The organism is Nonomuraea sp. GTA35 (assembly GCF_041950525.1).
In the GTDB taxonomy this organism is placed as follows: Bacteria; Actinomycetota; Actinomycetes; order Streptosporangiales; family Streptosporangiaceae; genus Nonomuraea.
The window spans coordinates 1,267,221-1,280,301 of the sequence record NZ_JBGNUV010000002.1; the positions used below are offsets into that span (position 1 = coordinate 1,267,221).

A 13,081-nucleotide genomic window follows, 5' to 3' on the forward strand; every position below is an offset into this window, starting at 1 on the left:
CCTTTGCATCACCCTGACTCTGCGTAACACGTGCGAAACAATCGAGACACCATACGGAAACGGCCGCGCCCTAGCGTCGCAATGATGGCCAGTCCCCAGGGAGGTTCGAGAGTGTTCAACTCCGCCGACGACGTCCTGAAGTTCATCAGCGACGAAGGGGTGCAGTTCGTCGATGTCAGGTTCACCGACCTGCCGGGGACGACGCACCATTTCACCTTCCCGGCAGAGAACTTCGGCGCGAGCGTCTTCACCGACGGACTCATGTTCGACGGCTCGTCGATCCGCGGCTTCCAGCAGATCCACGAGTCCGACATGCTCCTGCTGCCCGACCCGTCCAGCGCCGTGGTCGACCCGTTCCGCCAGCACAAGACGCTCAACCTGAACTTCTTCGTGCACGACCCGCTGACCGGCGAGGCATACAGCCGCGACCCGCGCAACGTCGCCCGCAAGGCGGAGGAATACCTCAAGGGCACGGGCATCGCCGACACGGTGTACTTCGGCCCTGAGGCCGAGTTCTACATCTTCGACGACGTGCGCTTCGAGACGAAGCAGAACGCCGGCTACTACTACATCGACTCCATCGAGGGCGCCTGGAACACCGGCAAGGCGACCGAGGGCGGCAACCTGGGTTACAAGCCGCGCTACAAGGGCGGCTACTTCCCCGTCCCGCCGATGGACCACTTCACCGACCTGCGCTCGGAGATGGTGCGCAACCTCATCGAGGCCGGCATCGAGGTCGAGATGCAGCACCACGAGGTCGGCACGGCCGGTCAGGCGGAGATCGACTTCAAGTTCGGCACGCTGCTCAAGACCGCCGACAACCTCATGCTCTACAAGTACGTGATCAAGAGCACGGCCCTCGAGTACGGCCACACGGTCACGTTCATGCCCAAGCCGATCTTCGGTGACAACGGCTCCGGCATGCACTGCCACCAGTCGCTGTGGAAGGACGGCTCGCCGCTCTTCTACGACGAGGTCGGCTACGCGGGCCTGTCCGACACCGCCCGCTACTACATCGGCGGCCTGCTCAAGCACGCGCCGTCGCTGCTGGCCTTCACCAACCCGACGGTGAACTCCTACCACCGCCTGGTTCCCGGCTACGAGGCCCCGGTCAACCTGGTCTACTCCCAGCGCAACCGCTCGGCCTGCGTGCGCATCCCGATCACGGGCTCCAACCCGAAGGCCAAGCGCATCGAGTTCCGCGTGCCGGACCCGTCGTGCAACCCGTACTTCGCGTTCTCGGCGATGCTGATGGCGGGCATCGACGGCATCCGTAACAAGATCGAGCCGCCGGAGCCGGTCGACAAGGACCTCTACGAGCTCCCGCCGGAGGAGGCCCGCAACATCCCGCAGGTGCCCGGCTCGCTCACCGACGTGCTCAGCGCGCTGGAGGCCGACCACGACTACCTGCTCGAGGGCGGCGTGTTCACGCCCGACCTGATCGAGACGTGGATCTCCTACAAGCGGGAGAACGAGGTCGACCCGATCCGGCTGCGCCCGCACCCGCACGAGTTCGAGCTCTACTACGACGTGTGACGGAAGGGTCCTCCGTCCTCGGGCGGAACAGGACCGGAACGGAAACGGCCCGGCATCGGATCACGATGCCGGGTCGTTTCCGCACGTGAAGGCATGCCACCTCGTCTGACGTCCAGGGCGTGCGTCGTCTCCCCCGGCAGGCAGCAGCGGCTCCGGACGACGGCCGGCTCAGTGTTCACGATCGCCCCATACGCCGAACGGCGGCGCGAGGCCGGCAACAGCACCTCCGTCCCTGTCGCCGGCACGGCCCATCAGGCGACTTTCCGGAAAACGACGACCGCGCGGTAGCGGCTGTGATGCTCCCCCTCCGGCTCAGCTTCGGCACTGATGACGTCCAGCTCGGTGCTCGACCCGAAGAACGCGAGGGCCTGCGCCACGGCCGCCTCCCTGATCTCGTCCGGTGTTGCCCCACTCACGGCGACCCGCAGCGTCAGCGGAAACCTTCGCACGCTCACGATGATCTTCTTTCGTAGAAGGGGTGATCACTTCGAGCGTAACAACGTGCCGGGCGGTTGATCCAAGAAGCGCTCCACGAACGCGGGGAGTCCAGGGCTCCGGACCGTGACGCCGGTGTGGTCATCGACACAGGTACGCCTCGCCCGCCGTCGGCGACGGCCCGGCATCGGCCGCGATGCCGGGCCGTTTCGCCTCAGCCCTTGGAGCCGGTGAAGGCGATGCCGGCGATGAGCTGCTTCTGCATGATCACGAAGAGCACGACCACGGGAAGCGTGGCCACGACCGAGCCGGCGAACAACATCGGGAAGTTGGTCTGGAACTGCCCTCGGAGCGAGGCGAGCCCCGCGGAGAGAGTCATCATCTCGGGGTCGGTGTTGACCACCAGCGGCCACAGCAGGCTGCTCCACGACCACATGACGGTCAGCATCCCCAGGGCGAGCAGCCCCGGCCGGACCAGCGGCAGCATGATGTGCCAGTAGATCTGCAGCGGGTTGGCGCCTTCGAGTTGCGCGGCCTCGTCCAGCTCCCTGGGCAGGGTCAGGAAGAACTGCCGGAGCAGGAACGTGCCGAACGCCCCAAAGACGCCCGGCGCGATGAGCGCCTGCAGCGTGTTGAGCCAGCCGAGGCCCACCATGATCTCGTAGCGCGGGATGAGGAAGAGCTCGCCGGGCACCATGAGCACGGCCAGGAAGAGCATGAAGATGGCGCCCCTGCCGGGAAAGCGCAGCCGGGCGAAGGCGAAGGCGGCCAGCGAGCACAGCAGGAGCTGCCCGGCGGTGACGGCCGCGGTGACCACGACCGTGTTGAGGAACTGCCTGCCCAGCGGAACCGTCAGGAAGATCTCGGGGAAGTTCGACCACTGCCACGAGGGCGTGAACTTCGGCGGGACCCGCAGCGACTCGGGCAGCGTCTGCAGCGACACCACGACCTGCCAGGCGAAGGGCGCGACCATCACCAGCGCGCCCGCGGCCAGGGCCACGTGGGCGGGCCACGTCCTGGGCCTACTCATAGTGCACCCACCTCTTCTGCAGCCTGAACTGGATCGCGGTCAGCACGAGGATCAGCCCCAGCAGCAGCACGGCGATCGCCGCGGCCAGTCCTCGCTGGTTGTGCACGAAGGCCTTCTCGAAGAAGAGGTAGACGATCGTGCGGCTGCCCGTCAGCGCGGGGCTCGTCGTGTCGATCATGAGGTAGACCAGGTCGAAGACCTGCAACGCGTTGATCATCGTAATCACGACGACGAAGAACGTCGTCGGCGTGAGCAGGGGGAGCGTGATCCGGAAGAACTGCCGCAGCCGTCCCGCACCGTCGATCGAGGCCGCCTCGTAGTAGTGCCGCGGGATGCCCTGCAGCCCCGCCAGGAACAGCACGGCGTTGTAGCCGATCGAGCTCCAGATGCCGACGATCGCGATCGCGTAGATGGCGACGTCGGGGTCGCCCATCCAGTACGGCCCGTCGATCCCCACCAGGCCCAGCAGGTAGTTGATCACCCCGAAGTCCCCGTTGAACAGGTACCTCCACGTCAGGCCCACGGCGGCGGGCATGGTGACGACCGGCAGGAAGTACAGCGTCCGGTAGACGCTCAGCCCGCGCAGCCCCGGCACGTTCAGCAGGGCCGCGACGACGATGGACAGCGGCACGCCGGCCAGCACGAGGACGGCGTAGAGCAGGGTGTTGCCGAGCGCGCCGGCCATGTCCTCGTCGCCGAGCAGGTCGGTGTAGTTGGCCGTCCCCACCCAGGTGTACCCGCCGAAGACGCCCGACTCGGTGAAGCTGAGGTACAGGGTCTGGAGGATGGGCCACAGGTAGAAGACGGCCAGGCCCAGCGCCATCGGGGCGATGAGGAGGTAGCCCCACGCCCACTCGCGCTTGGAGAGCATCCCTTACTCCTTGGCGAGAATCGCGTTCATCTGCACCGCGATCTCCTTGGCGGCGTCGGCCACCGGCCGCTTGCCCGCCCAGGCGTCGGCGAGCAGCCTGGTCTCCGCCTCCTGCCACTGCGCGGTGTTCAGCGACACCGGGTACGGCACGCCGTGCGGCATCGAGGCGTCGTAGGTCTCCTTCAGGTGGAAGGAGGGGAACGCCTTGAACCAGCCGTCCTGGGTGCCGGGGCGCAGCGAGAGGGCGCCGCCGGCGCTGTCGCTGATGATCTTCTGGGCCTGCTCGGACGCGACGAACTCGGCGAACGCCGCCGCCTCCTTCGGGTGCTCGGTCTTGGCCGAGACGGCGTTGGCCAGGCCGAGCAGGATGACGGCCTCCCGCGCGGGCCCCTTGGGCAGCGGGGCGACGTCGATCCGCTCGCGGAACTGGGGGTCGGCCCAGTAGGTGGAGGCGAACCAGATGCCGCCGTAGAACATGCCGTACTTGCCGGACTGGAACAGCTGGATGGGGTCGGTGTCGCCGTAGACCTCCGCGGCGGGCGCGACCTTCTCCTCGATCAGGCCGGTCCAGAACTCCAGGCCCTGGACGGAGGCGGGATCGTCGAAGCCGCTCTTCTTGCCGTCGGGCGAGATCACCTGGCCGCCGGCCTGGAGCATCGTGTTGTAGTAGCCGACCTGGTTGAGCATCGGCGCCAGGATGCCGAACTGCTGCTTGCCCGGGTCGGTCAGCTTCTTGGCGGCGGCCTTGACGTCGTCCCAGGTCCAGTCGGCGGTCGGCGGCTCCACGCCGGCCTCCTCGAAGAGCTGCTTGTTGTACCAGAGCGCCGGGATGCTCACGTGGTGCGGCAGGGCGTAGAGCTTGCCGTCATGGCGGTAGCCGTCGACGACCGCGCCGGGCAGCCCGGCGGCCTTGGACTCCTCGACCGGGGCGATGATGCCGCCCTTGGCGTACATGCGGGCGTTGAGGCTGTTCATCCAGAAGACGTCGGGGGTGACGCCGCCGGAGGCGGCGGTCTGGAGCTTGGTCCAGTACTGCTCCCACGGGGTGATCTCCAGCTTCACCGTGACTTTCGGGTTCGCCTGCTGGAAGGCGGCGATGATCTTCTCGGAGCTTGGCTGGTCGTTCTTGTCCCAGATGGCGTAGCTGATGGTGACCTTGCCATCGGCGGCGGGCCCTCCGGACGAGCCGCATCCGGCGGCGAGAACGGTGAGGCCGAGCAGCCCGGCCAGGGGAAGGCGGAAACGCAAGGGGTCCTCCAGGGGGGTGTGTCTCAGGGCCGCAGGTTGGCGGTCCAGGCGGCGAGCTTGTCGTCGATCGCGGCTCTGCTGACGGGGTTGCCGGGGGCATCGGGGCGTTGCTGCCACGGACGCGGGCCGCCGGCCGGGCGGTACTCCACCCCGAGGGCATCGAGCCGCTTCTCGTGGGTGGCGAGCCGGGTGAGGAAGTCCTCGAAGTCGCGCCTGCCGCTCCAGACCGCCTCGGCGAAGGCGGCCAGGCGCGGGAAGGCCATGTAGTCGAGGAGCCGGGGCGAGTCGATGTGCTCGGTCCACAGCGCCGCCTGGGCGCCCAGGATCCTGCCCTTCTCCTCCTCCGTGAGGCCGCCCGGGACCGGGTCGAAGGCGTGGACCGCGCTGAGCGAGGTGACGCTGCCGATCGGCACGGGCTCCTGCTCGCCGTCGGCTTGCCGGAAGTCCAGGTAGGTCTCGGCGAACGGCGAGACGACCACGTCGTGGCCGGCCCGCGCGGCCAGCGCCGTACACCTGTCGCCGCGCCACGCGGCGACGGTGATCCCCGCGGGCAGGCCGCCCTCCAGCAGTTCGTCCCAGCCGAGCGGCTTGCGGCCCCGGGCGAGCAGGTAGTCGGTGAAGTGCCGCATGAGCCAGCTCTGCAGTTCCTCGGCGTCGCGCAGGCCGAGCTCCCGCATGCGTTCCTTGGCGGGCAGGCTCTCGTTCCACTGGGTCTTGGGCACCTCGTCGCCGCCGACGCAGACGTACTCGCCGGGGAAGAGCTCCAGCACCTCGTCCAGAACGTCGAGGAAGAAGGCGATGGTCTCGTCGGAGACGTTGATCACGTTCTCGCCGACGCCCCATTCCGTGCGTACGTCCAGCGGCGTGTCGACGTTGCCCAGCTCCGGGTAGGCGGCGATGGCGGCCTGGGTGTGGCCGGGCAGGTCGATCTCCGGGACCACCGTGACGAACCGGTCCGCCGCGTAGGAGACGATCTCCCTGATGTCGTCCTGGCTGTAGAAGCCGCCGTGCGGGCGGCCGTCGAACAGGCCGTGCCGGACGTGGCCCCTGGGCGACTCGCGCCGCCACGCCCCGACCTCGGTCAGCTTCGGGTACTTCCTGATCTCCACCCGCCAGCCCTGGTCGTCGGTCAGGTGCAGGTGCAGGACGTTCAGCTTGTGGGCGGCCAGCAGGTCCACGTAGCGCAGCAGGTCGTTCTTGGTCAGGAAGTGGCGGGCCACGTCGATGAGGCAGCCGCGCCAGGCGTACCGGGGCGCGTCGGCGATCCTGACGGCGGGGACGCTCCAGCTCCTCTCTCCCGTGCGGCCGGCGCGGAACGCGGCCGGATCGAGGAGCTGGCGCAACGTCTGGGTCCCGTAGAAGGCGCCGGCCGGGGCGGCGGCCTCGATCAGCACCGATTCCGCCGTTACCGTGAGCCGGTACTCCTCGGGCCCGAGCCCTTCGCCGAGCCGGATCTCGATCCCGCCTGGCCCTTCGGGCAGCGGCAGGCCGGTGGCCGGGCCGAGGGCCTCGCGCAGCCACGCCGCTGCCCTGTCCAGCCGCGGGTGGGCGGTCAGCCGGGTCTCGGCGGTGAGGATGAAGTGCCCGTCGGCCGGGACGAGGTGGGCGGGCGCCGGGATCGTCGTCACAGAGCCTCCACCGTCCGGCGCTCGCGGGCGCGCTCGGCCGCCCAGACGACGAGGTGCCCGGCCAGCGCGTCGGCGGCGCCGGCCCCGAGCGGCGCCTGGTCGCCGGACTCGACGGCGTCGACGAAGGCCCTGATGAGGCCCGTGTCGCCGCCGCCGTGGCCGTCCGCCAGCGACGCGCCCGCCGTCGTCCCGGTGTCGACGCTCTCCTCGGCGCCGGTCGTGAAGTCGACGACCCTGATGGTCCGGCCGTCGCCCTCGGCGAAGCCGTGCGTGCCGAAGACCCTGGTCTTGCGGTGTTCCAGCGGGGTGAAGGCGGTCATCGTGAACGAAACGGTGGTGCCCTGCGCGAACTCCAGCATCACGACCTGCTGGTCCACCACGTCGTTGTCGCAGTCGTAGACGCAGCGGCCGTACGGGCCGGTCTCCAGGGCGTGGGTGACGCCGGCCACCGTGGCGTCGGAGGTGACAGGGCCGAGCGGCCAGAACTCCCGGTCCGGGTCGCCGAGGCAGCCCAGGTAGAGACGTTTGGCGGAGTAGGGGCAGGTGGGCTCGACGGCGCAGCTGACGCAGCGCCTGCCCGCGCCCTGCGGCCGGTTCTCCCGCCGGAAGTGGGTCAGCGAGCCGAAGGAGGCGACGCTGACGGGCTCGTCCTGGACGAGGTGCAGCAGCCAGTCGAGGTCGTGGCAGGACTTGGTCAGCAGCATCGGCCCCGACTCGGCCGCGTTGCGCCAGGAGCCCCGTACGAAGGAGTGGGCCATGTGCCACCAGCCGACCGGTTCCAGGTGCTGGACGCTGGAGATGGTGCCCAACCGGCCGCTGCCGACGAGGTCCTTGAACGCCCTGGTGTAGGCGGTGTAGCGCAGCACGTGGCAGACGGCGAAGACGACGCCGCTGCGCTCGACGGCCTCGACGATCCTGCGTGCCTCCTGCTCGGTGGGCGCCATGGGCTTTTCCAGGAGGATGGCGTAGCCCAGCTCGGCGAAGGCCACGGCGGGCTCGGCGTGCATGCGGTCCTGCGTGGCGATGACCACGGCGTCGGCCAGCTTCGGCACGGCGGCCAGCTCGGCCCATCCCGCGAAGCGGGCCTCTTCCGGCAGGCCGTGCTCGTCGGCCAGGGCGGCCCGCCTGGCCGGGTCGGGATCGGCCACAGCGACGATCCGGGCGCGGCCGTCGGCGGCGGCCGCCCTGGCATAGATCTGGCCGCGGGCTCCTGCCCCGACGATGGCTAAGGTCACGCTCATGTGCCGAACCCCCGATTTATCGCGGAGTCCATAGATAGTCACGGATCAGGTCTTGCAGTCAAGATCCTCCCTGTCGGATGATCCAGCTAGCAGGAATCAGAGCCTGCGTACATAACCCGGAGACCGCCAAAAGCAGAGGAGAGCCCGTGCAGGTCAGCGGTGGGGACCTTCAGCGGCTACGCCAGCTGAATTCGCTGAACAGCATCCGGGCCCTGCGCGAGGCACCGGGCCCGCTGACCCTCACCGAACTCGCCACGCTGACCGGGCTGTCGCGCAACTCCGTCATCGACGTCATCACCGACCTGCGCGAACGCGGCTGGATCGCCGAGGTCGAGCCCGTCTCCGGCGGCATGGGCCGGCCCGCCAAGCGGTACCGCTTCCGCGCCGACGCCGGTCGCGTGCTCGGCATCGACATAGGGGTCCACAAGGTCCTCGCCGTGGTCACCGACCTCGCCGGCCGGACCCTGTCCAGCGGCCGGGTCGCCGTGGACGCGCACACCACCCAGCAGGAGCGGCTGCAGGCCATGTGGCGAGCCGTGGACGCCGCGCTCGTCGCCTGCGGCCTGGACGCCCGCGACCTGTGGGGCGTGGCCGTCGGCAGCATCGGCGTCGTCAACAGGGAGGGCATGGTCACCCGGGTCAAGGCGCTGCCCGACTGGGAGGGGGTCGACCTCGCCGGTCACCTCGGGCAGCGGCTGTCCTGCCCGACCACCGTCGAGAACGACAGCAAGCTCGCCGCGCTCGCCGAGCAGCGGCTGGGCGTCGCGGCGGGCGTCCAGGACCTCGTCTACCTGCACGCCGGCCGCCGGCCAGGCGCCGCGCTCATCCTCAACGGCCGCCTGCACCACGGCTTCAGCGGCGCCACCGGCGAGGTCGGGCTCATGGACATGACGGGCTGGCGCACCATGGCCTCTCACCTGGAGGGCTCGCCCGCCGCCCAGGGCAGCGCGCCCGAGGACGCCGCCGGGCGCGTCTTCACGGCCGCCCGCGCCGGCGACCCCGGCGCCCTCGCGGCCGTCGACACCTACGCCCACCACCTCGCGCTCGGCACCGCGGCCATGGTCCTGACCCTGGACCCCGAACTGGTCGTGCTGGGCGGCGGGTTCTCCCGCTCGGCCGACGTCCTGCTGCCCGCGCTCCGCCGGGCCCTCGAACCCCACTGCCTGCGCGTCCCCGACATCCGGCCCTCGACGCTCGGTGAGGAATGCGTCGCACTCGGCGCTGCCTGCCTGGCGCTGGACCACGTGGACGAGCACTTCTTCTCACCCGACGGCTCGATCTCCCGCCCCGCCGCGCCCCAGCGGCTCACCTGACCGATCCGGCCTCTCCCCCCACCCGCACCGCCTCCCGAAGGACACGCGCATGCGCTTATCCGTCCCTCCCCTCGCCGTCGCCCTCGCCCTGGCCGGGCTGCTCACGCCGGCCCCCGCCACCGCCGAGTCCGCCACGGGGCCGGGCCTGGTCCGGCTGGAATGCGACGGCGACCGGCCCGGCAGCACCTGCACCATGGTCGCGACCGGCAGACCGCCGGGCCCGCGCCACGTGGCGGAGTTCGTCATGACCGCCAGGAGCGGCGAGCACGTCTGGGCCCGGGACACCGTCCACAGCCGTGACGGGCGAGCGCGCAGCCGTCCCTTCCCGCTGCCCGCGGAGAAGGTGACGGCCGACGTCTCCGTCACGAAACTGCCGGAAAGGCGCGTGGGAACCCCGCTGCGGCTGATGGCGTGGAACCTCTTCGTCGGCGGCACGATCAACGGCCAGGAGAAGACCGGCGAGAACCTCAAGCAGATGATCGAGTACCTCAACGAGGTCGATCCCGACGTCCTGTTCGTGGTCGAAGGGTACGGATCAGGGCAGAAGATCCTTGACGGGCTGAACGCCGGGCGCCCCGCCGGCGAGCGGTTCTCCGGCGCGCAGCTCACCCGGCCGGAGGACTACAGCGTCAACGGCGACAACCTGTGGCTCTACACCAAGCTCGACATCGAGCAGGTCTACCCGCGCTACGCCGACGCCGACATCACCTCCTTCAACCTCGGCGGCGCCCGGCTGGGCCTGCCCAACGGGCAGCACGTGCACGCCTTCAGCATGTGGACCTGGCACGATCTGTCCGCCAACTGGGACGGCCACGAGGCCGCCGTGCAGAACCTCTACGGCATGCCCCGGACCAAGACCGACGAGCAGCTGCTCCAGGACGACGACTACCGCCGCGTCGCCATGGGCAGAGCCATCCTGGACAAGGCCCTGCCGTCCTTCATCGGCGACGACGACGCCCCCGTGCTCATGGGCGGAGACCTCAACGCCTGGCCGCACCTGGACTGGACCGAGCAGTTCAAGAACGCCCGCGGGCACGCCGGAATGGTGCTGCCATGGCCGATGACCAGCCTGTTCACCAAGGCCGGCTTCGTCGACACCTTCCGCTACGCCAACCCGGACGCCGGGCGCCACCCGGGCCGTACCTGGAGCCCGCTGAGCGGCTACCGCTCCGCGCCCGCCCGCATCGACTACATCTTCACCCGCGGCGAGAACGTCCGCGTCCTCGGCTCCCGCATCGACGACCGCCGCCTGCCCACCCACCAGGGCAGCGCCCTCGACCGGACCTACCCCTTCTACTCCGACCACAGCGCGGTCATCACCGACGTGGTGATCCGCGGGGCGGGCACGGGACCGGACCGGCCGGCCGTCGCCGACGAACCCGAGAACGCCCCCGGCGTCTGGCCCGCCACCCCGGCCGGTACGCGGGTGCCCCCGGCCGAGCTCAGCGCGACCGCGACCACCTTCAAGCCCGGCATCGGCGACCCGTCCAGGGCGGTCGACGGCGACCTCACGACCGACTACCACTCCGACTACCCCGAGATCGCGCCGCAGCCGCACCTCGTCACGGTCGACCTCGGGCGCGTCCGGGAGCTGTCCGCGGTCCGGTTCCAGCCCAAGCTCCGCTACGACATGAACGGCACCGTGGTGAAGGGGATGGTGCAGGTCAGCGACGACGGCACCACGTTCACCGACGTCCGGCAGGTCGAGTGGCCGCGCATGACGGCGCCGAACGACGTGGACCTGCGCGGCGTCACGGCCAGGTACGTCAGGCTGCGCGTGGACCACGGCATGGGCGGGGCCTCCGCCATCGCGGAGATCATCCCGTACGAGGTCAGCCAGTAGCCATCCCGCCGATCGACACCGACACCTCCTCACGAAGGACAGCTCATGCGCAGATCCGTCCCTTCCATGGCCGTCGCCCTGATCCTCGCCGGGTTACTGGCCCCGGCTCCCGCCGCCGCCGATCCCGTGGCGCGGCGGATCGCCTTCCGGCCCGCCGTGCCGATCCCCGCCACGTACCAGCTCGACTGCGACGGCGACCGGCCCGGCAGCACCTGCACGGTGGTGACGACCGCCAAGCCTCGCCTGCGCCATGTGGCGGAGTTCAGCACCACGGTGAGGAGCGGTGACCGGGTCTGGGCCCGTGACACGGTCTACAGCCGTGAGGGGCAGGTGCGCAGCCGGCCCTTCGTGCTGCCCGAGCAGGACGTGACGGTGGACGTCAAGGTCAGCTCCATCCCGGAGAGGTTCGTGGGCACGCCGCTGCGGCTGATGGCGTGGAACCTGTTCGTCGGCGGCACGATCAACCGTCAGGAGACGACCGGCGAGAACCTGGCGCAGATGATCGAGTACCTCAACGAGGTCGATCCCGACGTCTTCTTCGTGGTCGAGGCGTACGGATCCGGCGAGAAGATCCTTGACGGGCTCAACGCCGGGCGGCCGGCGGACGATCGTTTCTCCGCCGTGCGGCTCACCACGCCGGAGGACTACAGCGCCAACGGCGACAACCTGTGGCTCTACACCAAGCTCAAGATCGAGAAGGTCTACCCGCGCTACGCCGACGCCGACATCTCCTCCTTCAACCTGGGCGGCGCCCGGCTGGGGCTGCCGAACGGCGACCACGTGCACGCCTTCAGCATGTGGACCTGGCACGACGGCTGGAGCCCCGGCGACACCCACACCGCGGCCATCGAGAACCTGCACGGCTTTGCCCGGACGAAGACCGACGAGCAGATCCTGCAGAACGACCACCAGCGCCGCATGGCCATGGGCAAGGCCATCCTGCAGAAGGCCATCCCGTCGTTCATCGGCGACGACGACGCCCCGGTGCTCATGGGCGGTGACCTCAACGCCCTGCCGTACCTCGACTGGACCGAGCAGTTCGCGAACGCGCGCGGGCACGGCGGCCTGACGCTGCCGTGGCCGTACACCAAGCTGTACACCGACGCGGGCTTCATCGACACCTTCCGCCACGCCAACCCCGACGCCGGGCGCTATCCCGGCCGCACGTTCAGCCCGCTGAGCGGCTTCACCGCCACGCCCGGCCGCATCGACTACGTCTGGGCGCGCGGCAAGGACGTGCGCGTCCTCGGCTCCCGCACCGACGTGCGCCGCCTGCCCCGGCACCAGGACAGCCGGCTCGACCGGCCCTTCCCGTTCTACTCCGACCACGGCTCGGTCATCACCGACGTGCTGATCCGCGGCAGGGGGACCGGCCCCGACCGGCCCGCCGTCAGCGAGGAGCCCGCGAGCGCGCAGGACGTCTGGCGTGCGGCCCCGGCCGGCGTCCGCGTCCCCCCGGCCGAGCTCAGCGCGACCGCGACCACGTTCAAGCCGGGCATCGGCGACCCGGGCAACGCCGTGGACGGGAACCCGCTGACCGACTACCACTCCTACTATCCGGAGGTCGCGCCGCAGCCCCACTACATCACGGTCGACATGGGCAAGGTCAGGACGTTGTCGGCGGTGCGGTTCCAGCCCAAGCTGCGCTCCAACATGAACGGCACCGTTCTTGAGGGCATGGTGCAGATCAGCACCGACGGCACGACGTTCACCGACGTCAAGCAGGTCGAGTGGCCGCGCCTGACGGAACCGAACGACGTCGACATGAACGGCGTCCCGGCCCGGTACGTGCGGCTGCGCGTGGACTACGGCATGGGCGGGGCCTCCGCCCTGTCCGAGATCATTCCGTACGAGGCCGGCAGCTAGCCGTCCCGCGCCCCGCGGCGGGGTTCCTTCCTTCGCCGCGGGCTCCCGGCGGATTTTTCCCGCGATATAC

The 13,081-nt window shown here is 69.9% G+C and carries 10 protein-coding genes; 4 read left to right on the forward strand and 6 right to left on the reverse strand.

Going from position 1 to position 13,081, the window contains the following annotated elements:
- Window positions 1-111 precede the first annotated feature (111 nt).
- Window positions 112-1,536: a type I glutamate--ammonia ligase gene (gene glnA, locus ACBJ32_RS12510; protein WP_357865694.1), complete on the forward strand. Its 1,425-nt coding sequence runs from the start codon at window positions 112-114 to the stop codon at window positions 1,534-1,536.
- A gap of 251 nt (window positions 1,537-1,787) precedes the next feature.
- Here the strand turns inward: glnA and ACBJ32_RS12515 are convergent, their stop codons facing one another.
- The 6 genes from ACBJ32_RS12515 to ACBJ32_RS12540 form a co-directional block, all read right to left on the reverse strand.
- The gene (locus ACBJ32_RS12515) at window positions 1,788-1,985 is read right to left on the reverse strand and encodes a hypothetical protein (RefSeq protein WP_375126818.1); all 198 of its coding nucleotides are present in this window, start codon (window positions 1,983-1,985) and stop codon (window positions 1,788-1,790) included.
- 200 nt (window positions 1,986-2,185) lie between these two features.
- Window positions 2,186-3,001, reverse strand: coding sequence for a carbohydrate ABC transporter permease (locus tag ACBJ32_RS12520; RefSeq protein ID WP_357865691.1), 816 nt, complete (start codon window positions 2,999-3,001; stop codon window positions 2,186-2,188).
- Window positions 2,994-3,872: a sugar ABC transporter permease gene (locus ACBJ32_RS12525; protein WP_357865689.1), complete on the reverse strand. Its 879-nt coding sequence runs from the start codon at window positions 3,870-3,872 to the stop codon at window positions 2,994-2,996. The genes ACBJ32_RS12520 and ACBJ32_RS12525 overlap by 8 nt, the downstream gene beginning before the upstream one ends.
- 3 nt (window positions 3,873-3,875) lie before the next feature.
- The gene (locus ACBJ32_RS12530) at window positions 3,876-5,120 is read right to left on the reverse strand and encodes an ABC transporter substrate-binding protein (protein ID WP_375126819.1); all 1,245 of its coding nucleotides are present in this window, start codon (window positions 5,118-5,120) and stop codon (window positions 3,876-3,878) included.
- Between the two features lie 23 nt (window positions 5,121-5,143).
- Window positions 5,144-6,748, reverse strand: a complete 1,605-nt coding sequence (locus ACBJ32_RS12535; RefSeq protein WP_375126820.1) for a beta-N-acetylhexosaminidase — start codon at window positions 6,746-6,748, stop codon at window positions 5,144-5,146.
- Window positions 6,745-7,989, reverse strand: coding sequence for a Gfo/Idh/MocA family protein (locus tag ACBJ32_RS12540; protein WP_375126821.1), 1,245 nt, complete (start codon window positions 7,987-7,989; stop codon window positions 6,745-6,747). The genes ACBJ32_RS12535 and ACBJ32_RS12540 overlap by 4 nt, the downstream gene beginning before the upstream one ends.
- Window positions 7,990-8,135: 146 nt before the next feature.
- Here ACBJ32_RS12540 and ACBJ32_RS12545 point away from each other — a divergent pair, with 146 nt between their 5' ends.
- The 3 genes from ACBJ32_RS12545 to ACBJ32_RS12555 are packed head-to-tail and all read left to right on the forward strand — an operon-like array spanning window position 8,136 to window position 13,011.
- Window positions 8,136-9,302 carry an ROK family protein gene (locus tag ACBJ32_RS12545; RefSeq protein WP_375126822.1) on the forward strand — a complete coding sequence of 389 codons (1,167 nt, stop codon included), beginning with the start codon at window positions 8,136-8,138 and terminating at the stop codon, window positions 9,300-9,302.
- A 49-nt stretch (window positions 9,303-9,351) separates the two neighbouring features.
- Window positions 9,352-11,145 carry a discoidin domain-containing protein gene (locus tag ACBJ32_RS12550; RefSeq protein ID WP_375126823.1) on the forward strand — a complete coding sequence of 598 codons (1,794 nt, stop codon included), beginning with the start codon at window positions 9,352-9,354 and terminating at the stop codon, window positions 11,143-11,145.
- Window positions 11,146-11,190: 45 nt separating this feature from the next.
- Window positions 11,191-13,011 carry a discoidin domain-containing protein gene (locus tag ACBJ32_RS12555; RefSeq protein ID WP_375126824.1) on the forward strand — a complete coding sequence of 607 codons (1,821 nt, stop codon included), beginning with the start codon at window positions 11,191-11,193 and terminating at the stop codon, window positions 13,009-13,011.
- Window positions 13,012-13,081: the final 70 nt, after the last annotated feature.